Source organism: Robertmurraya siralis (assembly GCF_005502275.1).
GTDB lineage: Bacteria > Bacillota > Bacilli > Bacillales > Cytobacillaceae > Robertmurraya > Robertmurraya siralis.
The window spans coordinates 31,778-56,512 of the sequence record NZ_SWLZ01000002.1 but is presented as its reverse complement, the minus strand read 5'-3'; the positions used below and the strand labels follow the sequence as shown (position 1 = coordinate 56,512).

23 protein-coding genes, 1 pseudogene and 2 riboswitches are annotated in these 24,735 nt (G+C 37.7%); of the genes and pseudogenes, 13 read left to right on the top strand and 11 right to left on the bottom strand.

The window, feature by feature from the left end:
- Nucleotide 1 precedes the first annotated feature (1 nt).
- The 8 genes from FCJ93_RS03220 to FCJ93_RS03185 form a co-directional block, all read right to left on the bottom strand.
- Nucleotides 2–1,195 (bottom strand): amino acid ABC transporter permease, encoded by a 1,194-nt coding sequence (locus FCJ93_RS03220; protein WP_235879416.1) that lies wholly within the window; start codon nt 1,193–1,195, stop codon nt 2–4.
- A 19-nt stretch (nt 1,196–1,214) separates the two neighbouring features.
- Nucleotides 1,215–2,381, bottom strand: coding sequence for an amino acid ABC transporter permease (locus FCJ93_RS03215; RefSeq protein ID WP_137742913.1), 1,167 nt, complete (start codon nt 2,379–2,381; stop codon nt 1,215–1,217).
- A gap of 109 nt (nt 2,382–2,490) precedes the next feature.
- Complete coding sequence (locus FCJ93_RS03210) at nt 2,491–3,594, bottom strand: amino acid ABC transporter substrate-binding protein (RefSeq protein WP_137742912.1); 1,104 nt, start codon at nt 3,592–3,594, stop codon at nt 2,491–2,493.
- Between the two features lie 1,054 nt (nt 3,595–4,648).
- Nucleotides 4,649–5,863, bottom strand: coding sequence for a M20 family metallopeptidase (locus FCJ93_RS03205; protein WP_137742911.1), 1,215 nt, complete (start codon nt 5,861–5,863; stop codon nt 4,649–4,651).
- Between the two features lie 27 nt (nt 5,864–5,890).
- Nucleotides 5,891–6,721: a MetQ/NlpA family ABC transporter substrate-binding protein gene (locus FCJ93_RS03200; RefSeq protein ID WP_137742910.1), complete on the bottom strand. Its 831-nt coding sequence runs from the start codon at nt 6,719–6,721 to the stop codon at nt 5,891–5,893.
- A gap of 17 nt (nt 6,722–6,738) precedes the next feature.
- A complete protein-coding gene (locus FCJ93_RS03195) occupies nt 6,739–7,389 on the bottom strand; it encodes a methionine ABC transporter permease (RefSeq protein ID WP_095309631.1) in 651 nt (216 codons plus the stop codon).
- Nucleotides 7,379–8,410 carry a methionine ABC transporter ATP-binding protein gene (locus FCJ93_RS03190; protein WP_095309629.1) on the bottom strand — a complete coding sequence of 344 codons (1,032 nt, stop codon included), beginning with the start codon at nt 8,408–8,410 and terminating at the stop codon, nt 7,379–7,381. The genes FCJ93_RS03195 and FCJ93_RS03190 overlap by 11 nt, the downstream gene beginning before the upstream one ends.
- Before the next feature lie 154 nt (nt 8,411–8,564).
- A riboswitch (SAM riboswitch) is annotated at nt 8,565–8,666 on the bottom strand.
- Nucleotides 8,667–8,839: 173 nt separating this feature from the next.
- Nucleotides 8,840–8,944: riboswitch (SAM riboswitch) on the bottom strand.
- Nucleotides 8,945–9,138: 194 nt separating this feature from the next.
- On the bottom strand, nt 9,139–11,034 hold the full coding sequence (locus FCJ93_RS03185) for a BglG family transcription antiterminator (RefSeq protein WP_137742909.1): 1,896 nt from the start codon (nt 11,032–11,034) through the stop codon (nt 9,139–9,141).
- 170 nt (nt 11,035–11,204) lie between these two features.
- Here FCJ93_RS03185 and FCJ93_RS03180 point away from each other — a divergent pair, with 170 nt between their 5' ends.
- The 9 genes and pseudogenes from FCJ93_RS03180 to FCJ93_RS03140 all read left to right on the top strand — a co-directional run bounded on the left by FCJ93_RS03180 (nt 11,205) and on the right by FCJ93_RS03140 (nt 18,671).
- Entirely contained in the window at nt 11,205–11,810 is a 606-nt protein-coding gene (locus tag FCJ93_RS03180) for a YczE/YyaS/YitT family protein (protein WP_137742908.1), read from the top strand.
- 139 nt (nt 11,811–11,949) lie between these two features.
- Nucleotides 11,950–12,255 carry a PTS sugar transporter subunit IIB gene (locus tag FCJ93_RS03175; protein WP_095309624.1) on the top strand — a complete coding sequence of 102 codons (306 nt, stop codon included), beginning with the start codon at nt 11,950–11,952 and terminating at the stop codon, nt 12,253–12,255.
- 11 nt (nt 12,256–12,266) lie between these two features.
- Nucleotides 12,267–13,508, top strand: a complete 1,242-nt coding sequence (locus tag FCJ93_RS03170; protein WP_095309622.1) for a PTS sugar transporter subunit IIC — start codon at nt 12,267–12,269, stop codon at nt 13,506–13,508.
- 31 nt (nt 13,509–13,539) lie between these two features.
- A complete protein-coding gene (locus FCJ93_RS03165; RefSeq protein ID WP_095309621.1) occupies nt 13,540–13,899 on the top strand; it encodes a PTS lactose/cellobiose transporter subunit IIA in 360 nt (119 codons plus the stop codon).
- Nucleotides 13,896–15,338 carry a glycoside hydrolase family 1 protein gene (locus tag FCJ93_RS03160; protein ID WP_211344081.1) on the top strand — a complete coding sequence of 481 codons (1,443 nt, stop codon included), beginning with the start codon at nt 13,896–13,898 and terminating at the stop codon, nt 15,336–15,338. Before FCJ93_RS03165 ends, FCJ93_RS03160 begins: the two co-directional genes overlap by 4 nt.
- A gap of 101 nt (nt 15,339–15,439) precedes the next feature.
- Complete coding sequence (locus tag FCJ93_RS03155; protein WP_137742907.1) at nt 15,440–16,879, top strand: glycoside hydrolase family 1 protein; 1,440 nt, start codon at nt 15,440–15,442, stop codon at nt 16,877–16,879.
- 60 nt (nt 16,880–16,939) lie between these two features.
- Entirely contained in the window at nt 16,940–17,203 is a 264-nt protein-coding gene (locus FCJ93_RS03150) for a phosphocarrier protein HPr (protein WP_137742906.1), read from the top strand.
- Between the two features lie 376 nt (nt 17,204–17,579).
- Nucleotides 17,580–18,200, top strand: a pseudogene (locus FCJ93_RS03145) (TerD family protein); the annotation flags it as partial.
- Between the two features lie 39 nt (nt 18,201–18,239).
- Entirely contained in the window at nt 18,240–18,671 is a 432-nt protein-coding gene (locus FCJ93_RS03140) for a hypothetical protein (RefSeq protein WP_137742904.1), read from the top strand.
- 38 nt (nt 18,672–18,709) lie between these two features.
- On the opposite strand, the gene FCJ93_RS03135 is transcribed toward FCJ93_RS03140, so the two are convergent.
- On the bottom strand, nt 18,710–19,540 hold the full coding sequence (locus FCJ93_RS03135) for an arylamine N-acetyltransferase (protein WP_137742903.1): 831 nt from the start codon (nt 19,538–19,540) through the stop codon (nt 18,710–18,712).
- A 135-nt stretch (nt 19,541–19,675) separates the two neighbouring features.
- On the opposite strand from FCJ93_RS03135, the gene FCJ93_RS03130 reads away from it, so the two are divergent.
- The 4 genes from FCJ93_RS03130 to FCJ93_RS03115 all read left to right on the top strand — a co-directional run bounded on the left by FCJ93_RS03130 (nt 19,676) and on the right by FCJ93_RS03115 (nt 22,710).
- A complete protein-coding gene (locus tag FCJ93_RS03130; protein WP_095309610.1) occupies nt 19,676–20,299 on the top strand; it encodes an NUDIX hydrolase in 624 nt (207 codons plus the stop codon).
- Nucleotides 20,300–20,378: 79 nt separating this feature from the next.
- A complete protein-coding gene (locus FCJ93_RS03125; protein WP_137742902.1) occupies nt 20,379–21,554 on the top strand; it encodes a glycerate kinase family protein in 1,176 nt (391 codons plus the stop codon).
- Nucleotides 21,555–21,577: 23 nt separating this feature from the next.
- On the top strand, nt 21,578–21,997 hold the full coding sequence (gene fosM, locus FCJ93_RS03120; RefSeq protein WP_137742901.1) for a FosM family fosfomycin resistance protein: 420 nt from the start codon (nt 21,578–21,580) through the stop codon (nt 21,995–21,997).
- Between the two features lie 17 nt (nt 21,998–22,014).
- Nucleotides 22,015–22,710, top strand: coding sequence for a Type 1 glutamine amidotransferase-like domain-containing protein (locus FCJ93_RS03115; RefSeq protein ID WP_095309605.1), 696 nt, complete (start codon nt 22,015–22,017; stop codon nt 22,708–22,710).
- Between the two features lie 144 nt (nt 22,711–22,854).
- On the opposite strand, the gene FCJ93_RS03110 is transcribed toward FCJ93_RS03115, so the two are convergent.
- Both FCJ93_RS03110 and FCJ93_RS03105 read right to left on the bottom strand, forming a co-directional pair.
- A complete protein-coding gene (locus FCJ93_RS03110; protein WP_137742900.1) occupies nt 22,855–23,478 on the bottom strand; it encodes a hypothetical protein in 624 nt (207 codons plus the stop codon).
- A 358-nt stretch (nt 23,479–23,836) separates the two neighbouring features.
- Entirely contained in the window at nt 23,837–24,613 is a 777-nt protein-coding gene (locus tag FCJ93_RS03105) for an alpha/beta fold hydrolase (protein WP_137742899.1), read from the bottom strand.
- Nucleotides 24,614–24,735: the final 122 nt, after the last annotated feature.

Here is a 24,735-nt window from a genome sequence, read left to right as displayed (position 1 = left end):
TTTATCGGTGTCCTGCCCCTAGAGATACTTCTAAACGGCGGCTCACATGTGACATCAAATAACAAAAAATAAAATATACAAATCCTACAAAGACGAAAACTTCCATTTGCTTGCCGAGAAATTCAGGATTGGCAACAAGCTTTTGGCCCATTCCTAATAAATCGGTTAAACTTACAATCGCTACTAAGGAAGTATCCTTAAAGATGGAAATGAATTGACCGACACAAGCTGGAATAACGGCTCTTATTGCTTGAGGCAAAATGACAAAGGTCATCATATATGTTTTATTTAATCCTAGAGCCTGTGCTGCTTCGTATTGTCCTCGTGGAAGAGACTGAAGCCCCCCGCGAATATTTTCAGCTAAATAAGCTGCGCTGAAGAGAGTCATCCCGATCATTGCCCGTAATACATTGCTTATTTCTACGCCACTTCCTAAAAACAACGGGATCATCAACTGTCCAATAAATAAAACAGTAATAAGTGGAATTCCACGGATAAATTCGATGTAAATCACACAAAAATACTTGATAACTGGCAATGAGCTTCTTCTTCCAAGAGCCAACAAGAGACCGATCGGAAAGGAGATGACAATGGCCACGCTTGCGATTAAAAGGGTTAATAGAAACCCGCCCCAAATATTTGAGGAGACAGGGGCTAATACTCCAAATCCATTTAAAATGAAAATGGTTAGTGGAATATAAAGGAGCCAAACGGCAATGACTGGTATTTTCAGCTTAGGAAGCTTTGTGCCGATAAAGAAGGTGAGAAGTAGGAGAACTATATTTCCTCCTAGTATTAACCTTGTACTCATTTGGATAAAGGGCATTGCTACCATAATAAGCATGATCGCACCGATCGAAACAGCAACATGGGCCATTGAACCCTTCCACAACCCCCATGATAAGCCGAGCAATACGGTTAGAACTCCTAGTATCGTCCAAACTCTCCATATTTCAGCAACAGGAAATTGCCCAATCATAAGTAGGCGGAAATTAACAGCAATAACGGACCAGTCTGCAGTGAAGATAAACTGAAAAGTATTGAAGAGGATATATCCGGTAACGACTGCTGAGATAATCGTTAACAGTACGTTAGACCAACTGCTAAATAGATTTTTTTTGAGCCATTGCAAAGATCCTATTTGGCTGCTCGAACGCTTTAATATATTCAGTTCTTTATTTGCTTCTAGCTTCATTTCTTCCACATTTCTTCACCTACCTTTCCACCAATTGAACTTTTTGGTTAAAGATATTCATCAGAATTGAGGTGATTAAACTAAAGGTTAAATACACGGCAATCATGATCGAAATCACTTCTACTGCTCTACCAGTTTGGTTCATAACCGTCCCACCGACGCTAACGATATCCTGAAATCCTACTGCCACCGCCAAACTTGAGTTCTTTACTAAATTCAAATATTGGCTCGTTAAAGGCGGAATAATGATACGAATGCCCTGTGGGAAGATAACTAAGCGCATAGTAGTAGAGCTTTTCAATCCCAATGCCTTTGCCGCTTCTATCTGACCTTTAGGAACCCCTTGAATTCCTGCACGGATCACTTCGGCAATAAAGGTGGATGTGTAAATGACAAGACTGATTAAAATCGCCGAATAACCGGGTGATAGCGTCTGTCCCCCAACAAAGCCTCTTCCAGATACAGATGGAGTATGAATTGTAACAGGGCCAGTCTTTGTGAAAATCAATGTGATCAAAATAATCACGATAAAGGAAACGATTGCTGAAATAAACGGGTATTTTCTTTTGCCGCTTTCTAATTGCTTTTTCATTAACGCTTTGAAGAAGATAACAGCAACCATGAGACCTACGATCATACCAATTCCCCAAAGAATGGTGTTTGAATGGGCTTCAAACCAAGGTATAGCAATGCCTCGATTGGAGAAAAAAACAGGTCCGAGCTTTAATGCTTCTTCAATTCTGGGAAGTGGGAGAAGGACTGCAAAAAACCAAATGAAAATCTGCACGAGGAGAGGAGTGTTTCGAAAAATCTCAATATATACAGTTGCTAGCTTACTGACAAGCCAATTATTAGAGAGTTTAGCAATCCCAACAAATAACCCAATAATGCTCGTAAGAATGATTCCAATAAAGGCAATTCGTAATGTATTTAAAATCCCCACAATAATCGCTCTGCCGTATGTATCCGTCGGTTGAAAATCAATCATCGATTCAGAAATGGTGAATCCTGATGTGTTTTTTAAGAAATTAAAGCCTAAGTTTATTCCTATTTGTTGCAAACCATTAATGGCATTTGCAATAAAGTAATATCCACCGGCCAGTACAAGTGCGGCAAACAGCACTTGCAAGAGGATAGGGACAATTCTTTTATCGCGCCAAAAAGGTGTTGTAATAGTTTTCTTCATGGACAGTCACCTCTTTTATTAAAAATTTCTAGAGATATCTTTACTTATAAAAAAGGGTCTGCCCTTAGAGAAGTCTCCCAAAAGCAGACCTTTTCAAACTTTTCTGATCTTAACGGAATGGAGCGGAGTACAATAATCCGCCATTTGTATAAAGGTCATTTAAACCGCGCTCCAGCTTGAATACTGTATCTGGACCAAGATGACGGTCATAAATTTCCCCATAGTTTCCAACTTGCTTAATCACTTGATAGCCAAAATCGGCTGGTAACCCTAATTGTTCACCAAGATTTCCCTCCGTTCCAAGCAAACGCTTGATGTCCGGATTTTCATCATCTAGGAAATCATCAACATTTGCCGATGTAATCCCGAACTCCTCTGCTTGTATAGTAGCGAAGACGATCCACGTAACTGCATCAAACCATTTATCATCGCCACCTTTGACAGCAGGTGCTAAAGGTTCTTTGGAAATAGTTTCTGTAAGAATTTTGTGTGCCGAAGGATCTTGCATAATTGATTGGCGAGAAACTAATCCTGATTTATCCGTTGTCCATGCATCAATGCTTCCCGATTCATAGGCAGCAACTACAGCATCGGCACTATCAAATACAACTGCTTCGAAGTTGATCCCTTTTGCACGCATTTGGTCAGCTAAATTCAATTCAGTTGTCGTACCGGTTTCAACCCCAATCCGAGCTCCTTCTAAATCTTCTAAGCTATCAATACCGCTATCGGCAGGTACCATAATTCCTTGACCATCATAGAAAGTAACTGGTGCAAAATTCAAACCTACTTCTGAATCACGGTTTGTTGTCCATGTAGTGTTTCGTATAAGAACATCGACTTCCCCTGTTTGTACAGCAGTAAAACGCTCTTGTGCAGACAAAGGGCGATATTCAACTGCTTCGGCATCACCAAGAACACCTGCCGCAATGGCCTTCGCAAATTCAATATCAAATCCAGTGTTTTTTCCGTCAGAATCTACATAGCCAAATCCGGGTAATGCATCGTTAATGCCCGCAATGATTTTCCCTCTGCTTGCAACCGTTTCTAAGATTGAACTGGAAGTGCTTGCTGAACCACCTGTTGAATTAGTTGTGGTACCACCTTCTTCTTCTGTCCCAGTTCCGGCTTCCTCATCTTTCGTACAGCCAACCAAGGCTAATACAAGCACCAATAAAAAGCTAAAAAGTAATAATGATGACTTTTTTTTCATGTTCTTCCCCCTTTATTTTTGGTTTTAAATTTTCTTATGTTATATAAAGTAACATATGATGTTTTTGAAACTAGTAATTGTTATGTTATATAACATATTATGTAATTATTATACCTATTTCCTTATGTGATTCAATACTAAATTTAAAAAATTCTGAAAATTATTGTTAGATATTCTGACAAAACTATCCTTTTATCTAATTAGAGATGGGGAAATTCAGGGGGTTACTAAGAAGTTTTGTACTATCTGGCCTCAACCCTCTATAAATAGTAAATAATAGTAAAAATTTCGAAACGAGTGAAGACATAACCATAATAGATAGAGGTTATCACTGTTAAGTGCCTTTAAGAAGAAAGATATTACGCAGAAATAAACTTAGCAAAAAAGGCGAAGAAAAAGATTTTCAATATCCAGGTAGTAACAAAGTGGGAGACATACAGATATGAAGCATATAAGTCCCTGCAATTAAAAGAAATACAACAAGCTTTAGGGAAGGAACTTCTACTTGATGGTAACTTTGAATATTATCATGAATTAAAAGAATTAACTACAAGTAGAATTAAAAGAAAGTGATGTATGGGATATGAGAAAGGCGATATATAAATGAACAGATTCTTCAGTAGTTATATAAATTAGTTGAACAATATGGAACGTCTGAAGAAGCAAACCATTTTATTTCATGAACATCTAGAGCGGATTCTTTTCAATTGAAGCTGTAACTATTTTTTGCACATTTATGGACGCTGGGGCAAGTTTAATGGCATGGACTGTCCGCATACAACAATAATCATTCAAGCTGTTATTAAACTTGTCTCTGAATTCGGACAAAGCCATGGGAAATTAATACAAGGGCGTCCGAAAAAGGAAACGAATCGGACAAAAATCCCGAGTAATGAAAGCGGGAAGTCCGATTACCGTGTCTATTCGGACAGGAACATGAGAAACGAGCACAAAGAAGTCCGAATCCCCTGTCGATTCGGACAAAACCAACAGAACTTAACACGAGGCTGTCCGAATTCCTATGACCATTTCGGACAGCTTCGAAAAAGACTAATTATGCTTGTGCTTCGCTAGCTTTTCTCTCCTCAAATTCTTTCTTTATTTCAGCCAGTGTTTCTGGTTCTGTTATCAGCTTTAATGCCGTTAAAGCTAATGCTTTCGCACCAATAATCAATGCTTCGTCGCCCCTTGGGGAAGCGGCTGCTTCCTTAAATGGAACAGTGTGAGGGATGAGATCGCTAGCGCCGATTTTGATATATGGATGGATCGTTGGGATGACCTGGCTAATATTTCCAGCATCGGTTGAGCCGATTCCTTCTCTCTCTTCGAATACTGTTTCTCCCAGATCTTCTACAATTTCTTTAAAAACGGCATCGTATTTTCGATTGAGAAGGAGATTATCAACTTCATTTTGAAAGGCGATAATATTTAGTTTTGCTCCTGTAGCAAGGGCGGCTCCTTCTGCAATTGCTTTTACTTTCCGGGTCACTTCATTTAATCCGGCTCTCGTTGCGGCGCGAATGAAAAATCTTGCCTTTGCATATTCAGGAATAATGTTTGGTGCATCTCCTCCATGAGTGATAATACCATGGATCCGTACATCATCAGTCAATTGTTGCCTTAAGGCGTTGATACCATTAAAGAGCTGGATGACAGCATCAAGTGCATTGATTCCTTCATGTGGTGTAGCAGCGGCATGGGCGGGCTTACCGATAAACTCAAAATCAAGGGGATCGACTGCTAACGACGAACTGGTTAACCGCGTCTCGCTGTTTGGGTGTACCATTAGGGCGGCATCAATTCCTTCAACTAATCCGTGCTTAACGAAACTACCTTTCGCACTGCCATTTGGACCGCCCTCTTCTGCCGGAGTTCCGAAAACAACTGCTTCACCACCAGTTGCATCCAGTACTTTGCTTAAAGCGATGGCGGCTGCAACACTTGTTGTTCCAATAATATTATGTCCGCAAGCATGACCGATACCAGGAAGGGCGTCATACTCTGCAAGGAAGGCGATAGCTGGACCAGGCTTTAGCGACTTTTTTCGAGCAACAAAAGAAGTTTCGTGACCGGCAACTGCCTTCTCAATTTCAAAACCTTCTTTCTCGAGAATTTCTGTTAAAAGGGATGAGGCGTAAAACTCCTCATTCCCGATTTCCGGTTTCTCATGAATTTTATGACTAGTCTCAATATATAAATCACGATTGTTCTCAATGTTTTCAGTAATTCCCTTTTTTAAAATATCAATCGTTTCAATAAATGTAGTCATTTTACATTTCCTCCCTAAATTAAATGTTTACCAGCCGATATTACTTAATGGAACAAAAGTTGGAATTAAATTACCATCATATTCTTTTTCAATAAATTTTGCTGTGTCCTCCTCTTGGTAAAGCTCGGCAATTCGGTTGAGTGTCTTATCATCCTTATCCTCAGCTTTTACCGCAATGATATTAATATAAGGAGTGGCCGTTTCACTTTCATAATATATGGCATCCTTAAGCGGAGCTAATCCTGCATCTTTCGCAATGCCGTTGTTGATTAATGAAGCTGCAACATCAGGCAATGCTCTCGGAGTCTGAGCTGGAACGACTTCAATGAGTTCAAGATTTTTTGGATTGTCTGTCACTTGATTGAGATTTCCGTTTGGATCAAAATCTTCAGGTAACCCAATTAACCCGGCTTCTTGTAGTAAAAGTAAGGCGCGTCCTTGGTTGGAAGCATCATTGGGAATGGCGATTTTTGCACCATCTGGAATGTCGTTAACATCTTTGTACTTTTCAGAATAAATACCCATTGGAGCTAAAACAGTTGTTGCAATCGGGACTAAGTCAAGATCATGCTCTTCAATGAAAACGTCAAAATAGGCAACGGTTTGAAACGCGTTAACATCTAATTCCCCTTCAGCAAGAGCGGTATTTGGGGCGACATAATCAGAGAATTTTACAAGCTCGATTTCAATTCCTTCTTTCTCCGCTTTTTTAGAAATGAAGTCCCAAATTCTCGTATCTGTCCCGCTAATTCCTAATTTAACTTTAGTAGTTTCTTTTCCCTGCGTGCTGTCAGATGAACATCCCACTGCAAATACTGCCAATGTAAGCAATATGATCGATAATAAAAATTTTTTCATGTTGTTTTCCTCCTGAGTTATCTTCTTCTAATTTTTTTTGCGGCAAAATTGCCGAATGATTGTAGACCTTGAACGATGACAACTAATATTGCAACTGTAATGAACATGGTAATAGTGTCAAAACGTTGATAACCATATGTAATGGCTAAATCTCCGATCCCTCCACCTCCGACGGCACCTGCCATCGCTGATGCACCAACGAGCCCGATTGTGGCAATTGTAAGAGCAAGAACAAGGGAGCTTAATGCTTCCGGTAAAAGAAATTTGGTAATGATCTGCCAAGGTGTTGCACCCATTGCTTCAGCTGCTTCAATTACACCCGGTTCAACTTCCAATAATGAATTTTCTACTAATCTGGCAATATAAGGCCCTGCATAAAATACGAGGGGGACGATAGCTGCTGTTGTTCCAATCGATGTCCCGACGATGAACCTCGTTACAGGAATCATCGCTACTAATAAAATAATGAAGGGAACAGAGCGGAAAATATTAATTACTCCGTTTAATACATTAAAAACGGCGAGATTTTCAATTAAGTGCCCCTTTCTTGTAACAACCAATAATATTCCAAGCGGTAGTCCGAGGAGTACTGAAAACAAGAGGGAGAAGGCGACCATTTGAATCGTTTCAATTAATGCTTCGATAATCTGTTCTGAATTAACTAGCATATGCACTCACTTCCTTAATGCTGATTTTCTTCTCGTTGATATATGTCAATGCTCGTAAAACCTCTTTATCCTCTCCCTGGAATTCAACTATGAGGTTCCCGAACGGGACTCCTTGCAGTTCGGTAATATTTCCAAAAAGGACGTTGAGATGAACATCGAACTTCTTGGCAATTTCAGAAAGAAGAGGCTGTCCGGCCGATGTTCCGACAAAGTTAATGCGGAAAATCCTTTGTGAACCAGCTTGTTTTTGAATTAAGTTGTTGATGGACTCTGGAAGCTGGTCATTCATCACCGTGCTGACAAAATTACGTGCTGTTGCCGTTTTAGGTGCAGAAAAGACATCGAATACACTTCCTTCTTCAATAATTTTTCCACCTTCGATAACGGCGACTTTGTCACAAATCTCACGAATCACTGACATTTCGTGTGTAATGATTAAAATGGTAATCTTGTACTCTTGATTAATTTTTTTCAAAAGTTGTAGGATTGAGCTTGTCGTCTGCGGATCTAATGCAGAAGTGGCCTCATCACATAAAAGAATGGAGGGCTGTGTTGCTAGAGCACGGGCAATTCCGACCCGCTGTTTTTGTCCCCCTGAAAGTTGATCTGGATGATAATCCGCTTTATCCGCCAATCCGACAAACTCAAGTAATTCATGAACTCGTTTTTTGATTTGAGCTTTGTCAACTTTTGCAAGCGTTAATGGCATCGCCACATTGGCAAAGACTGTTTTTGAATTAAGGAGATTAAAGTGCTGGAATACCATTCCGATATTTTTCTTAACCTCGCGGATTTTTTTTACCGGCAGCGAGGTGAGTTCATGTCCATCGATAATAACCTTGCCTGAAGTCGGGCGTTCCAATAAGTTCACACAGCGAATTAACGAACTTTTACCTGCGCCACTGAATCCGATGACGCCAAATATCTCTCCTTTACTGATGGTTAAATTAATTCCGTCTAATGCTGTGACCTGTTGACCACTACTTTTATAAACTTTTCTCAAATTCTGAAATTCTATCATGATGTCCCTCTCCTTTTCGTATGACTTTGTTAAAAAATCGATTTTGGCTCATTGCATGTGCAACTTTGGATTCACACGCTTTTTGTAAAAATAAAAAGCCCTCTTCTTGAAGAAAGAAGAGGAGATATCCATGTGGAAATTAACTTGGATGCTCTTCTTATCTTTCAAGCATTGCTTGCTGGATTTGGCATAGAATCGATAAGATTCCGCTGCCGAGGCGTCATCGGGCCAGTCCCTCAACCTCTCTTGATAAGAAATTTGATATTTAGTTTTTCATAATGAGGCAATTAAAAAACGAATGCTATGGTAAGTGTGTATAATTATGCTCGTTTTTAGGTTGCTTTGTTTAATGAAAAATAAATGAGATACAAAGAAAAAACCTCTTCTGAAAGTACAGAAGAGGTAGGTTTACGAAACAAGTCCGTCCTCTTCTCATCTTTCAAGCACTGGTGCTTGCTGGATTTGGCATAGAATCAATAAGATTCCGCTGCCGAGGTGTCATCGGGCCAGTCCCTCAACCTCTCTTGATAAGAAGTGTTTCTATTCGGTTTTTTAACTTGGTTATTAATCTATCGTATATTTCTTTGAAAGTCAAATGTTTTTTTAAAAGCTGGGCTCTGTTAAATGTCGGTGTTGATTTTAGTACATTTCGTGGTGAAACTTTGGCTTCACACGGAATATGCCCAAAATTATTTAATCAACCATTTTGTTTAACAAAGCCATAAACATTAATTTAAAAGTCTCATCATACTTTCCATAAAATCATCATAATCTTTTGCTTTAATCAATTCGTGGACGTTTTTCCATTCGGACAAAATGTTGATTACTCCCTCGAAAAAAGGGCTGAATAATTCTCGTTGTTGTTTATTAATCGAAATCATGACTATGATTTGCACTTTTTCTTTTCCCCAATTTACCGGTCGATCCAGAATAATCATGCAAATCCCAGTTTTTATTGCATCCATATGCATGGAATGGGGGACCGCAACATTATTGTTAAACGCCGTTGATGACATGCGCTCTCTTTCCAGAACAGATTGTCCATAATCTTTTGTTACGTAGCCTTTCTCATATAGAAGCTTTGACATAAATGAAATATAAGCTTCATCGCTTTCAAGATAAACATTTTTCATAAACAAATCTTCATCAAAGTATAAATCAAGATATTGTTTAACCTTTTGATTCTTTTTTTGCTCATTTAATTTATTAACCTGGAGTTGAATGTATTCATAGTCCTTCTCAATCAAGTAGGGATGAACAAACACAGATGGAGTTTGTTCGCCCTTTAATGGCAATGTGCTGATAATTAAATCTATATCTTTAAGTGAAGATATTTCACTTGCATCAGATAAAACTTTTATAATCTCTATAGAATCATGAAATCTTTTTTCAAGCTTTTGAACGAGTTGAAGGCGCATATCATAATAATTTGGACTGATTACTGCGCATAAAATTTTCTTCTCCAGTTTTTTTCTTCTCTCAAAATACGAGCCAATATGGAAAGCAATATAAGAAATCTCGTCTTCTTTTATATGAATATTCTCCATAAATTGAATTTGATTTGATATAAAGACTGCTAATTCATAAATGAGTGGATATGAATCTTTTAGTTCATATGTTAATGGATTTTTAACCATTTGTTCATACTTGGCTCGAAATAGTAAGTTGCGGATATGAAGTGTGAATTTTACAAAGAATTCATCATCATTAATTTCAATAAAATAACGTTCATGCACTTGTTGAAGTAGTTTTTTTGATAAGTTCACATACTGTTCATCAACATAGTGAATTAAGGAGTCAGAAGTTAGGGATTGGTAATTCAGTAATGTTGTTTTACTAGATAGAAGCAAGATAAAATTGTACCGCTCCGATTCATTAAACTGAATGTCGTATTTCACTTCTAACATATCTGCAATTTTATTCGCAGCTTCCGTTTCAAGATTGCTTTTCAATTTATTGATATCAGTCGATTGAAGGACGGAGTTGTTATTTTTAATTCGATCGACCGTAATGACGAGGTGAAGAAGGATATTATTCATAATATAGTCGTTTACGTACAGGTTAAATTTTTCAAGAATGGAAACGATTTCATCTTTTAATGTAAAAACATCATAATGTGGAAAAGAATCATGAACAGCCTTTAAACTTAAAAATTCTTTGGATGTTTCTTGTAAAATAATGAAACTCATTAATCTTCGCTTTTCTCTTTCTCCACCTACTAAAATAAGTGTATCTTTCTTGCGGCGAATTTTTAAATGGTATGATTTGATCATTTTATTAGCCTGAACAATGTCATTTTCAATTGATGAAACACTGAGAAAGAGTTTATCACTTAAGTCAAAAATGTTTAATCCTTCCGAATGTAGAATTAATTCCTTTAATATTACTTTGACACGGTTTACAGGAGAAATGTAATCATTGTTGTTACTAACCTCGCCTTTAGTGACTAATTGATAACCTTGTGGGGAGGAGGTGATCACAAGCTGATCCTGGTTAATTTCATTGACATATTTTCTAATGATTCTTGTAGATACTTTAAAATAATTGGCCAAACTTGTAGCAGTACACCAATCATTTTTGGATGCTAAATATTGAATGAAAGCCTCTCTACGATCATTTTTCATAATAGGGCTCCTTATATAAAATAATAGAAATTCTCATTATCATTATAGAAAAAGGATAAAGCATATTCGAGTAAAAAAAGTTCCTATTTGTAGGAACTTTTTTTAGTTTGCTCCATTATTCAATAGATGGAATACTTCTTATAGTTAGATTTAGACGGGAGAGTTATTAAATGAAACATTTTCTGATCGACTACACACTTGTAGTCATAAGTACGGCCGTAACAGCATTTGGAATTACTATGGTTTTGCTAGCTGAAATGGGGGCAGATCCAATTAGTACATTTTTATTGGGAGTGTTAAATTTTATCCCGATTCAATTTAGAACAGGCAGTCAGATCTTTAGTTTAACATTTTTAGTGATTAATTATTTCATTAGCCGTGATTTTTTTGGCTTTGGAAGTTTGATTTTTAGTATTGGTTGTGGCTTCTTTATTAATCTGTTCCTCTCTGCAGATTTAAAGGCGGTCCTATTCCTTCAAAATATGCCCGACTTTTGTATGGCTATCATAGGAATCGTAATGTTTGGAATGGGAACGGGTCTTTTTTTGTTTACTAAAACAGGAGTGGGTCCGTTGGAAGGGCTTATGTTCTTTTTTTCTAAGAGATATAACGTCACGATAAAGTTCACAAGAATGGTGATAGATGGGATTTTGGTCGCTACAGGGATTGCCTTGGGTGGGTTAGTAGGCTTAGGAACGATTCTTTGTATTCTTTTAACAGGTCCTATTATTGAGATCTCATTAAAAGTCTTTACTTTAATGAGAAACAGCAAATAAATGAATGTCCTTTTATCAGAATAGCGCGAAAACATCTTAATTAAAGTTCCTATCTATAGGACTTTTTATTGTTGGTTTTAAAAAAAGACACATGACATACTAAGGATGAAAGCGAAAACATATAACAGGGGGAATTAAAATGACTAGAGTATTACTAATCTGTGGGGCAGGAGCTTCTAGTGGATTTATGGCAAACGCCATTCGTAAAGCAGGAAAGAAAAGAGGGATGGAAATGTCTGTACAGGCCAGAAGTGAGTCGCAATTATCAGAGTATCTAAATGAAATAGACGTTTTATTAATTGGCCCTCATCTGAAATATATGGAAGATGAGTTAAAAGAAAAAACGAGTGACTACTCTATTAAGATATCTGTCATTCCACAAAATATCTATGGTACGTTAGACGGCAATAAAGCATGCGACCTTATTGCTAGTTTATTAGAATAGGGTGATGGAAAATGAAAAAAATAATGGATTTCATGACCAACTCTTTTACACCAGTTGTCAATAAGATTACCAAAAATCCATGGGTTTCATCGATTCAGGACTCAGTAATGATCATTTTACCACTAATTTTAGTGGGTTCATTGGTAACGGTTGTTTCTTTATTGAATAATATCATTCCAAATATGCCGGACTTTTCATTGATAAATAGCTTTTCATTTGGTTTGCTTGGTCTATTGGTCTCTTTTTTAATTCCTTACTTCGTGATGGAGAAGAAGGGACATAACAATAAAAAAATTATAGCTGGAGCAACTGGACTTGCATTATACCTAATGCTTTTGTCCCCAATTGTAACAGAAGATGGCAATATTACGTTTATTTTTAGCCGATTTGGGGCTACAGGAATGTTCCTATCACTTGTTATAGGCCTATCAGTTGCGGCCGTTATGAACTTAGCTTCAAAGAAATCCTTTTTTTCTGAAGATAGTGTAATTCCTGAATTTGTTATTGTCTGGTTTGATTCGTTAATTCCTATTACTTTATTGATGCTAGCAGGTTGGACGATTGCAGTTCCGCTAAACTTAGATTTCTTTGAGGTTGTATTAAAGATATTTAGTCCTCTGGCACAAATTGTTCAAAGTTATCCAGGTTATGTTTTATCCGTGTTTATCCCTGTATTCCTTTATACATTTGGAATAAGTGGTTGGGTAATGATGCCAGTCATCTATCCTGTTTATCTGTCGGGCCTTGCAGAAAATGCTGAACGAGTTGCAGCTGGTCTTGAACCGACCAATATTGCTTTGCAAGAAACGGCCTATGCTTTTACAAGTATGGGTGGTGTTGGAACCACACTTGCCCTAGCTGTAATGATGCTCTTTGCAAGTAAATCCTACAGATTAAAAGCCATAGGTAAAGCAACGATAGTACCATCAATTTTCAATATTAATGAGCCGCTTATGTTTGGTGGACCCGTTGTTTTCAACCCATTTTTGATGATTCCAATGTGGATAGCATCAATTGTAATTCCTTCTATAGTATATTTTGTAATGAAAATAGGTTTGGTCGCTATTCCCACTAAAACATTTATGCTTTGGTATATACCATATCCAATTGCGTCCTACTTAGCTACTCAAGATTGGAGAGCTGTCATATTGGCTTTATTGATTTTTGTTGTGGCGTTTATAATATATTTCCCATTTTTTAAAGCATATGACAATCAAGAGAAGAAAAAGGAATTGAATGCATCTGCAGAATAAAACTATATTTGTGAATAAAAGGAGCTTTTTTATGAAAGACAAAGAAACAGAATTAGAGGAACTAAATTTGATTTCAATGCAAATGATTTTACATGCAGGTGATGCCCGAAATGATGTTATGAAAGCATTGGCATGTTGTGAAGAAGATGAATACGACCATGCTGAGAAGCTGTTAGAAAATGCGAATAAAAATATTGTTCAATCTCACAAATTGCAAACAGAAACGGTGCAAAAAGAAGCACAAGGAGAAGAACCTATTTTTTCGTTATTGTTTGCTCATGCACAGGATACATTGATGACAGTAAAGAGCGAATATGAATTGGCAAAACGGTTAGTGCGGATTTTTAGGAGATTAGATGAAAAAATTGATGGAAAGAAGGCAAAGTTATGAAACAGAATATAAATACCTTCCCAAAAGATTTTCTTTGGGGAGGGGCAGTTGCGGCTAATCAATGCGAGGGAGCTTTCCGTGTTGGCGGTAAAGGGTTAAGTCTTGCAGATGTTCATTTATATCGTTCTAATCAGGATATTACAAAAGTAAGCCATGATTCTGATATGACTCTTGCTCAAGTAAAAGAAGCAATAGATGATAAGATTGGTTATTATCCGAAAAGACATGGGATTGATTTTTACCACACCTATAAAGAGGATTTAAAGCTTCTTGCTGAGATGGGTTTTAAAACATTTCGCACATCTATTGATTGGTCCCGTATTTTTCCTAATGGAGATGATCTCGAGCCAAATGAGGAAGGACTTGCGTTCTATGATAGATTAATTGACGAGATTAGAAGTTTGGGTATGGAACCAATTATTACAATGCTTCATTATGAAACACCTTTAAATATTACACTGGAGTATGGAGGATGGCATAACCGAAAAGTTATTGATTTCTTTGTTCGCTATGGTGAAGTATTGCTTAATCGCTTCAAAGGCAAAGTAAAGTATTGGATTGTGATTAATCAAATAAACTTGGTTTACCATGAATCTTTTAATTCCGTTGCAATATGTCAAGATCAGGTAGAAAATCTTGAGGAAGCAAGATATCAAGCCATCCATAATCAAATGGTAGCTTCTGCACTTATCGTTGAAAAGGCACGAAAATTGAGTTCAGAGTTCCATATGGGGACCATGCTAGCCGACTGTACGGCATACCCGGAAAGTTGCCACCCAGATGATGTTGTTTTGGCCATGAAGAGAAATCGTCTCCAGTATTACTTTACTGATGTACAATTTAGAGGTGAATATCCTAGATATATGAGACGATTCTTTAACGAGAATCATATTAATTTAGGAGAGCAGGACGATGATGCTCGTATTTTAAAAGAGAATACAATGGATTTTCTCGCTATCTCTTATTATTATTCTTCTATGGTTTCCGCAAAAAGAAATGGAATGAATCCATTGGATCTTAGCAAGAATCCTCATCTTCAAGCAAATCCATGGGGATGGGCTGTCGATCCGAAAGGTTTATACAATGCTTTATGTCAATACTATGATCGATATCAAGTTCCGATCATGATTGCGGAAAATGGCTTTGGCATGTATGACAAGCTGGAGGATGGAACTGTTCATGATGATTACCGTATTTCATATTTATCAGCACATATTGAACAAATGAAAGAAGCCATAAAAGACGGTGTCGAAATATTTGCTTATTGTGCGTGGGGACCAATTGATATCGTTAGTTGTTCTTCTGCAGAAATGGAAAAACGTTATGGTTTTATCTACGTAGATATCGACAATGACGGGAATGGCTCAAGACAACGCATAAAAAAAGACAGCTTTTATTGGTATAAAAAAGTGATTGAATCAAATGGAGAAATTCTTTGATTACTTCCAAGTTATGTACGGATAATTCGTGATCATTTTTGGCAGGAAATGATCACGAATTTATTGTAGCAACGTCCATACAAACTAAGGAGGAATTGAAATTGAGAAAAAATCCTGATAAATTCCCAGATGATTTTTTGTGGGGAGGAGCGATTGCAGCCAATCAAGCAGAAGGTGCCTATTTGGAAGGCGGAAAAGGACTTTGTGTAGCAGATATAAATAAATTTAATGATAGAGTAGACATTAAGAAAAAAGCAAATACAGAATTAACAATGGAAGACATTCATTTTGCGATCCATGATAAAGAAGGGCATTATCCAAAACGGACATCGATTGATTTCTATCACCGTTATAAGGAGGATTTGAAACTGCTGGCAGAAACGGGAATGAACACGTTCCGTACATCAATTAATTGGGCCCGCATCTTTCCGAAAGGAGATGAATTAGAGCCGAATGAGGAAGGATTGAAATTCTATGATGATCTCATTGATGAGATTAGAAAAAATGGAATGGAGCCGCTCATTACCGTTTCCCACTACGAAATGCCGTTACATTTAGCAACCGAATACAACGGATGGTACAACCGGAAAACAATTGATTTTTTTGTCCGCTACTGTGAAGTTCTATTTAACCGTTATAAAGATAAAGTGAAGTATTGGATTTTAGTAAATCAAATTAATTTAATTACATTTGAATCTTTTAATCATCTTGGTATCCCAGCAGATCGTGTAGAAAATTTGCTAGAAGCAAAGTACCAAGGTGCACACAATGAGCTTGTCGCTTGTGCAAGAGCAACAAAAATTGCCAAAGAGATTAACTCTGACATGCAAATTGGAATGATGCTTTTTGATGCTATTTCTCACCCGGCAACATGTAAGCCGGAAGATGTACTGGCAACGGTGAAACGCAACCAAATGGAGTATTATTTCTCTGATATTCTTATGCGTGGAAAATATCCAAACTATGCATTCCGCTTCTTTGAAGAGAACAATATTAATATTCAATTTGGAGAAAATGACGAAGAAGATTTTAAAAATACGGCAGATTTCTTTAGTTTCTCCTATTATTACACAAGGATCTCAGATGCTGAAAGTGCCAAAAAGCTTAACTCCGCATACTTAAACCCGGAATTACAAGCAAGCGATTGGGGCTGGTCGATTGACCCAATCGGGTTAAGAACAGCATTAAATCTATATTATGATCGGTACCAGAAACCGATTATGATTACAGAAAACGGTATTGGTGCCTATGATAAAATCGATGAAAATGGCGAAATTCATGATCCGTATCGAATTGACTTTCTTAGACGTCATATCGAACAAATGAAAGAAGCGATTAAAGATGGTGTAGAAGTAATTGGTTATTATCCATGGGGACCGATCGATATTGTCAGCTGCTCCTCATCTGAAATGTCTAAGCGTTATGGTTTCATCTATGTTGATAAAGATGACTATGGAAATGGAACGCTCGAAAGAAAGAAGAAGGACAGTTTTTATTGGTATCAAAGAGTGGTTGCAAGCAATGGTGAAGATTTAGGTTGATATTAGAAGCTATGCTTTCACCTGCGGAACTTTCTATTAAAAAACTTAGGAGATTGTGATATGGAAAAAACGTTCACTGTGATAGAATCGGTAGGAATTCATGCTCGTCCTGCGACTATGATTGTCCAGACGGTAAGCAATTTTCAAGCTGATATTAATCTGGAGTACAATGGCAAAACGGTTAACTTAAAATCAATAATGGGCGTGATGTCTTTAGGGATTCCAAGGGATGCTGTCATCAAAATTAGTGCAAAAGGATCGGACGCATCGGATGCCTTAGCGTCTTTGGAACAAGTATTAACATCAGAGGGTATAGCAAAATAGAATTTTCCTGCAAATACTAACATCGGATATAAAAACTAAAAATTAAATGGAAGAGCAGTGTATATATACTTTATGAGACACAGTAATAGATAAAAAACTGTGTTTCATAAAGTATTTTTTTAGGTTTTGATAAACAGAATGGTTGGTAAAATGATTTTGGCACATTTCGTGTAAAACCAAAGTTATCTCCAAAGGTCAGAGAGAAAATGAGCAAAAGATCAACACCGGCACACGGCAATGCCATTTACTGAAATACTGATGAGTGGATGGAAGCTTTTATAACAACAGTGCTGTTATTTGTGAGAAATAAATTTCAGAAAAAAACTGAATATGATAAGATACTAATTAACAATAAGAGGAAAGAAGAGGGCATATGGTAAATTTAAACAAGATTGAGTTAAAGAAAAAGGGAGAAGCTATTAATTTAACAAAATCGAATCGGCAGCTGGGAGAAATATTAGTAAATTTAAATTGGGGCCATCAAGGCCAACGTAAATCAACGGGTTTTTTTCAAAATCTCTTTGCAGCATCGAAAAAGATTGATCTTGATCTAGGCTGTTTATATGAGTTGTCAAATGGGGAAAAGGGCTGTATTCAGGCGCTTGGCAATGCTTTTGGCAATCTCAATCAAATGCCGTATATACAACTGGATGGTGACGATCGAACAGGAGCCGTAACAGGTGGCGAAAACCTTCGAATCAATGGCGATAAAGTCGCTGAAATTAAGCGGATTTTAGTGTATTCGTTTATTTACGAAGGTGTAGCGAATTGGTCTCAAGCTGATGGAGTTATCACATTAAAATATCCTGCTGGTCCCGATATTGAAGTAAAGCTTGATGAGCACCGTAACGGGAAGATTATGTGTGCAATTGCGATGATTGAGAATGTCAATGATACAACTTTTAAAGTGGAACGTTTAGTTGAATATTTTAAAAGTCATCAGCAAATGGACATCGCTTATGCTTGGGGATTGAACTGGGTAGCGGGCAGAAAATAGTACATAAGCAAGGTTTCGCATCTAAGAAAGGGAGGTAGCATGAAAAAACTAGTGTTAACAGGGGTCGTTTTGTGTGCCATGCTGAGTCTTGTTGCTTGTCAGTCTGAATTGGAAGAAACGATGGTTCTTTTAGATGAAAAAATTTCGGCGGTTCATATTGCACATTCAGAAGGCTTTGGCGATATGAATCAAGAGATCATCTTGTCTTTTCAAGACAAAAAGACAGTAGACTTATTTGAAACAGCGATCACAACCGCAATCAAAAAATCAGAAGGAGCTGGAAGTTCATTACCGGATTATGATCTTATGGTTGAATACGAAGATGGATATCCTACCCATGCCATTCATTTGTGGCTGGGAGAGAGAAATGAATCTAGCTTCATGAAATATATAACTGATGAAACAGAAGTTTACGAAACAACTCCCAAAATGACGAATAAATTAAGGGAATTCATTCTTTCAGAAGAATAAAGAGGGATCAATCATGCATGGCTTGATCCCTTTTTTACTTACTCCTTAGCAAAAATATTGACATTTAAAGTGTTTAAAACATCAATGGCTTCTCCTACAGGCATGTTATGAAGGAGAAATTCATTTGCAATCACATCTTGAATTTCTTCCACGGATGCTAACGTTGTAGTAGTCGTATTTCCATCAGCATCACGAATTCCAAATTTATTATTTACTAAAGAGACGCTTCTTTGTTTGTCAGTTTGATATCGCTGACATCGTAAAATAGTCATAAAAGGTGCATTTTCTTCAAAGGATTTTTGTAATGCTGGTGTAAAATCATTTAACTCTGCCTTAATTCTTGAATGGAAATGCCAAACCTTTCCGCTTTGCGTGCCATTAGTGAAGCGTGTATAGGTATATTCGTGCTTTTCAATATCAACTGGGCGCAAATGAACTTCATCATCGCCAAAGGAAGAAATATTTTTGAAATCTCTTTCAAAGGGAACGGGTTTAAAAAAAGGTGCAGCTGCACCGCAGTCCACATAAAAACGTTCGTGATCAATCATGACGATAATTCCCATATGCTCCTTTCCCAGCATGATAGGATAACAGTCAAAGCCAAGATTACTCAGAAACTTCCTTAAATTGGCATTTAAGGTGTAGCAAGTTCCGCCAAAATGGTTCGTTCTATAATTTTGAACAAATGAATCGAGTGAAGGGATTTCAATGTTTTTATTATGATAATAGAGTAGTTTACTAATGTTTTCGAATGGAAAAGTGTTTAGATGGGCATGACAAATTCGTGATAAATAATCATAGCTGGGCTTTTCAAGCTGCAGATTGAGACAGGCTAAGTATTCACTTGTATATGCAGTTAAATGAGTCATTTCATTCCTCCTAACAAATTATAATAGAAAATTCTGAACTATTTTTTTAGAAAAAGCAATTATAATGTTATGTATGCTGTAAAAAGCTATTTTTAACAGTATGAAAGCAGCCCTAATGAAATCGGAGGCATAAAGATGGACCAGGAATACTTTAAAATTTTTGATAAGAATCGAAATGAAATCGGTGTCGCTTCTCGTGATGACGTACATAAATATGGCTATTGGCATGAAACTTTCCATTGTTGGTTTGTGAAAAAGATCGAAGGGAAGAATTATTTATATTTACAGTTTCGCAGCGAGCGCAAAAAAGACTATCCCGATCTTTTGGATATAACGGCTGCAGGGCATTTATTAGCGAATGAGAATGTTCAAGATGGGGTAAGGGAAATCAAAGAGGAAATAGGAATTGAAGTTCAATTTGAAAAGTTAATTTCATTAGGAATAATGGAGTATTCTGTTACCACTGCTGATTTAACCGATCAAGAATTTGCCCATGTGTTTTTATATAAAAGCAATCATGGTTTCGATGATTTTCATCTTCAAGAGGAAGAAGTAGCTGGAGTAGTGCTGGTGGAATTTACTGAATTTAGCGAATTATGGTTCGATAAAACTAGTTCAACTACCATAACAGGGTTTAAATTCGACCATGAAGGAAATCGAGTCATGATTGAACAACGAGTCGGTAAAGAACAATTCGTCCCACATCAGGCTTCGTTTTATCAAGAAGTGGTAGAGCGGATAAAAGGGCAGCTTGACTAATGTTTTTGCTGTAAAAGAGGTGCGTTCCGATAGTGATGACATTCAGGATGAGGACATTGAGATGACTGGAGGGAGTTAAATGAACATATTAATTGCGATGGATTCTTTAAAGGGAAGTCTTTCTTCACTAGAGGCAAACGAAGCGGTCAAAACAGGGTTGTCGCAAGCAGATCCAAAATTTAAGATTCAGTCAGTACCTGTAGCTGATGGTGGAGAAGGAACGGTAGAAGCGCTTGTCTATGCAACTAATGGACGCATTGTCGAAACCATTGTGACAGGACCGTTAGGAGATCGGATAGCAGCTAAGTATGGGATTTTAGGTGAACAAGAAACAGCGGTCATTGAGGTGGCAGAGGCCTGCGGGCTGCCTTTACTTCTAAAGGAACAACTGAATCCGCATATAACGACGACCTATGGTGTTGGCGAGTTAATTTTAGATGCGTTGGATAAAGGCTGTCACCATTTTATTATCGGCCTGGGCGGGAGTTCGACCAATGATGCGGGAATAGGTATGCTTCAGGCTTTGGGGTATCAATTTTTAAATCGGGAAGGAGAGGAGGTTGGTTTTGGCGGAGGTCAGTTGGAGGAGATTGCCAAGATCAATTCAAGGCTTGTTTCTGATCAAGTGAAGAAGGCGGTTTTTCGTGTGGCATGTGATGTGAATAACCCTTTATATGGTGCAAATGGGGCCGCCTATATTTATGGACCGCAAAAAGGTGCCACTCCTGAAATGATTCAGGAACTTGATAGTGGGCTACGCCATTTTGCCAATGTTGTCTTTGAACAAATGGGACTGGATCTTCAAAATATTGCAGGGGCAGGAGCGGCAGGAGGATTAGGTGCAGCTTTCGCGGGGTTTTTAAATAGTCGCTTACAATCGGGGGTTCAACTAATTCTTGATATAAACAAGTTAGAGCGCAAGTTGACGAATGTAGATTTGGTGATTACAGGAGAGGGGAAACTCGATGGACAAACCTCGATGGGGAAAGCGCCAGCCGGAATCGCCACTCTTGCCAAAGAACGGGGTATTCCTGTAATTGCTCTTGCAGGAGATATAACAGATGGGCAGCGTTCCCTATATGATTCTGGAATTACGGCATATTTTACGATTGTCGGTGGTCCTGTTACTTTAGAAAAGGCTCTCGAACGAGAAGTTGCACGGGAGAATTTAACGAGAACGGCTGAACAAATTGGGCGAGTATGGGGCCAGGCGAGCTTAAATAGACTCAAGGATTACGGAACGAAGCACGAATAGTGAAAAAAATGGTGGTGAAAGAGATGATCAAAGGTTTAAACCATTTATTATTTTCCGTCTCAGATTTGGAAAAATCAATTGAATTCTATCAACAAGTATTTGAGGCAAAATTGTTAGTAAAGGGAAGAAATACGGCATATTTTGATTTAAATGGCATCTGGCTGGCGTTAAATATGGAAAAGGATATTCCTCGAAATGAAATTCATCATTCTTATACACATATTGCTTTTTCCATTGAAGAGGAAGAATTTGAACAGATTTGCGAGAAGCTGCAAGCATTAAAGGTTCATATATTGCCAGGAAGACCGAGAGATGTAAAGGATAAAAAATCGATTTACTTTACCGATCCAGATGGCCATAAATTCGAGTTTCATACAGGAACACTCCACGATCGTCTTGATTATTATAAGCAAGAAAAGTTACATATGGAATTCTTTGATTAAAGAAAGGAGAAGCTTTGATGGGACAAATTATTGCTCTTGGTGGCGGAGGCTTTTCGATGGAGCCTGATAATCCTTTGCTAGATTTATATATTTTAAAACAATCGGGAAAAACGAATCCAAAAATTTGTTTTGTTCCTACTGCGAGCGGTGATTCTGAAAACTATATTGAGAGATATTATGATTTCTTTAAAAAGCAATCTTGCCAGCCTTCCCATCTATCTTTATTTAGACCGCCTACACGAGATCTGGAAAGTTATGTGCTTGATAAAGACATTATTTATGTAGGTGGAGGGAATACGAAAAATCTTTTAGCATTGTGGAAGGAGTGGGGACTTGATCGCATTTTTAAAAAAGCTTGGGAAGAAGGAGTTATACTGGCGGGTGTCAGTGCCGGTTCAATCTGCTGGTTTGAAGAAGGAGTTACCGATTCTTACGGAGATGGGCTCGAGCCAATTAAGTGTTTACGATTTTTAGAAGGAAGCAACTGTCCACATTATGACGGAGAAGCCGATCGGAGACCTGCATATCAGAAACTTGTAGCCTCGAAACAAATCCAAGCTGGAATAGCTGCTGACGATGGGGTCGCCCTTCATTTCATTGATCACAAGCTAGAAGCTATTGTAAGTTCAAGACGAAATGCGAAGGCTTACCGCTTGTCCGACCATGAACCAGTTGTGGAATCGGTCCTTGATACAACGTATTTGGGAGGATAAAAAAGTACAGGTGGAACTGCCTGCACTTTTCCCTCTTCCTGCCAAACGCTGTCGACCCTTAGTGAAACAAAACCCAATTCCTACTATGTTACTTTTGACGTTGCCTGCACTTTAAAAAGTGTAGGTAACGTCAATTTTAATCAATTAATGACCTTTTTGGAGCTCAATTAGTTTAATAATTTCTTCTCCGCTATCTGCTTCAATTGATTCCAGTTTAGGGTTTGTAATGATATTTTTCATTTCCTCGTAAACTTTTTCCTTTTCCAGCTCGTCGGAAGGAGCCATACCACCATACCAACGCAATGGAACGTTGTAAATATTTATCGTTCCATTTCCATTGCTGCTGTAAGTAACACTCCCGTCCACTAAACGTGTACCTGTTAATTGGATGACGTCTTCAGGGTATTTAACACTGGCGTCATCATTTGGATCAAGCGGCGTACCGGCTGGGATCAAGTGAACAATTAATTCATCGATCTCTTGATTTGGTCCGAATTGCCGCCATACTCGAGCGTATTCAATTTGTTCACTAGAGTATGGCAATAATGTTTCTTTGTCGTTGAGATTGCTATTTTTTAACGGCTCACCGTGCTCTTCCTCTGAATAAAGGCTTTCCTCTTCATCCTCAGCTTCTGGCGCTTCTGCTAGACTTTCTGTTACTTCTTCTTCTGTTGATACTACAGGCTCTCCTCTGTTTTCTTCTTTATCAGTGCAGCCAGCTAATATTAATAATGCAATAAAGAAGAGGCTTCTCAGTATGTATTTCATTTGTTAAATCATTCCTTTCAAGTCTAGTATATCAGATGACAGGAAGAGAAGCTTTCCTGAGGGCAAAAGGAAATGAGCATTGAGAGTAGACAAGGGTGAATGGTTTGTACCTATTAGTTAGCTGTGAATATATCCTATCCGTGACTGATAAAAATGGAGAGATAAGAAGCTGGAAATTCGTATTAGCCTTGTTTCGTTACGAGCATGTAGGGAAAAAGGAGAATAAAGTAGGAGAAATCAATGTGGGAAAGTAAACAGGATAGACAAGGAAGCGAGTTCATGCCCCCCTGTCCCTAAGAATTTCCAATATTTTCTTCTATTAATAAATCGCTTGATTGGAAGTTTGATATGTAGTCGCTTAAAGAGTTTGCACGTCTTGTGGTAAAGAGTCCTTTGTGAGCCACGATTCAATGAGTTGATTAAAGTAATCTGGTTTTACAAACGATACTCCATGACCTATATTCGGGAGGATTACGCCTTTACAATTTGGGTTATGGGTGACGATTTTTTTAGCAGATTTTATCATGACGGCTTTTTCTCTGCAACCAACTGTTACTAATATATTTGCCTTTGCTTCATGGAAATTTTTCGGGAGATCAAAGGACATATTTTCTTCCAGTATTCTAATTAATGTTTCTGTGGGCATGGCTGAGCTTTCTTTATAGTATGTGTCAAAGTATTCTTGATCAATATAAAGTGTTTTAGCTTGCAGTTTGGAAAAGGATTGATTTTTGATTAATGGCGATGTTAATTTAATGGTAGGTTTAATCCATTTTTTTAAAAGTGGACTAGGAATGACTAAGGCGCTATTGATCATTGCATAATCAACTAACTGCGGTTTTAAGCTCAAAATTTGCAGGGCGACCTGTGCCCCTAAAGAGAAGCCAATTACGGTAATTTCCTTCCCTTTTCCAATATTTTCGATCAGTTCAATTATTTTTAGTGCACTAGATTTAATCGAGAAAAGTTCAGATTGCCTGCTCTTCCCCTGTTCAGGCAAGTCGATAGTAACACAGTGTTTGTGTTTGAAATATTGAACTTGCTTGTCCCACATCCAACTACTAACACCGCCACCGTGCAAAAACACGATTAATGGTGCATTCTTATCACCATGCTCTTGATAGTATAAACTCATAAATTCACTCCCTATAGATTTAACACAACTGAATTGCTGCATTTAATACGAACAATGATATAAAACTATTTTATCATGAAAACACGATTAGTAGCGTTGGTCATTGATAAAGTATGTTATTG

Excerpts from the sequence above, each read along its gene's own strand:
- FCJ93_RS03220 (WP_235879416.1), bottom strand. The coding sequence starts at position 1,195 with ATGAAGCTAGAAGCAAATAAAGAACTGAATATATTAAAGCGTTCGAGC.
- FCJ93_RS03215 (WP_137742913.1), bottom strand. The coding sequence starts at position 2,381 with ATGAAGAAAACTATTACAACACCTTTTTGGCGCGATAAAAGAATTGTC.
- FCJ93_RS03210 (WP_137742912.1), bottom strand. The coding sequence starts at position 3,594 with ATGAAAAAAAAGTCATCATTATTACTTTTTAGCTTTTTATTGGTGCTT.
- FCJ93_RS03205 (WP_137742911.1), bottom strand. The coding sequence starts at position 5,863 with ATGACTACATTTATTGAAACGATTGATATTTTAAAAAAGGGAATTACT.
- FCJ93_RS03200 (WP_137742910.1), bottom strand. The coding sequence starts at position 6,721 with ATGAAAAAATTTTTATTATCGATCATATTGCTTACATTGGCAGTATTT.
- FCJ93_RS03195 (WP_095309631.1), bottom strand. The coding sequence starts at position 7,389 with ATGCTAGTTAATTCAGAACAGATTATCGAAGCATTAATTGAAACGATT.
- FCJ93_RS03190 (WP_095309629.1), bottom strand. The coding sequence starts at position 8,410 with ATGATAGAATTTCAGAATTTGAGAAAAGTTTATAAAAGTAGTGGTCAA.
- FCJ93_RS03185 (WP_137742909.1), bottom strand. The coding sequence starts at position 11,034 with ATGAAAAATGATCGTAGAGAGGCTTTCATTCAATATTTAGCATCCAAA.
- FCJ93_RS03180 (WP_137742908.1), top strand. The coding sequence starts at position 11,205 with ATGAAACATTTTCTGATCGACTACACACTTGTAGTCATAAGTACGGCC.
- FCJ93_RS03175 (WP_095309624.1), top strand. The coding sequence starts at position 11,950 with ATGACTAGAGTATTACTAATCTGTGGGGCAGGAGCTTCTAGTGGATTT.
- FCJ93_RS03170 (WP_095309622.1), top strand. The coding sequence starts at position 12,267 with ATGAAAAAAATAATGGATTTCATGACCAACTCTTTTACACCAGTTGTC.
- FCJ93_RS03165 (WP_095309621.1), top strand. The coding sequence starts at position 13,540 with ATGAAAGACAAAGAAACAGAATTAGAGGAACTAAATTTGATTTCAATG.
- FCJ93_RS03160 (WP_211344081.1), top strand. The coding sequence starts at position 13,896 with ATGAAACAGAATATAAATACCTTCCCAAAAGATTTTCTTTGGGGAGGG.
- FCJ93_RS03150 (WP_137742906.1), top strand. The coding sequence starts at position 16,940 with ATGGAAAAAACGTTCACTGTGATAGAATCGGTAGGAATTCATGCTCGT.
- FCJ93_RS03140 (WP_137742904.1), top strand. The coding sequence starts at position 18,240 with ATGAAAAAACTAGTGTTAACAGGGGTCGTTTTGTGTGCCATGCTGAGT.
- FCJ93_RS03135 (WP_137742903.1), bottom strand. The coding sequence starts at position 19,540 with ATGACTCATTTAACTGCATATACAAGTGAATACTTAGCCTGTCTCAAT.
- FCJ93_RS03130 (WP_095309610.1), top strand. The coding sequence starts at position 19,676 with ATGGACCAGGAATACTTTAAAATTTTTGATAAGAATCGAAATGAAATC.
- FCJ93_RS03125 (WP_137742902.1), top strand. The coding sequence starts at position 20,379 with ATGAACATATTAATTGCGATGGATTCTTTAAAGGGAAGTCTTTCTTCA.
- fosM (WP_137742901.1), top strand. The coding sequence starts at position 21,578 with ATGATCAAAGGTTTAAACCATTTATTATTTTCCGTCTCAGATTTGGAA.
- FCJ93_RS03115 (WP_095309605.1), top strand. The coding sequence starts at position 22,015 with ATGGGACAAATTATTGCTCTTGGTGGCGGAGGCTTTTCGATGGAGCCT.
- FCJ93_RS03110 (WP_137742900.1), bottom strand. The coding sequence starts at position 23,478 with ATGAAATACATACTGAGAAGCCTCTTCTTTATTGCATTATTAATATTA.
- FCJ93_RS03105 (WP_137742899.1), bottom strand. The coding sequence starts at position 24,613 with ATGAGTTTATACTATCAAGAGCATGGTGATAAGAATGCACCATTAATC.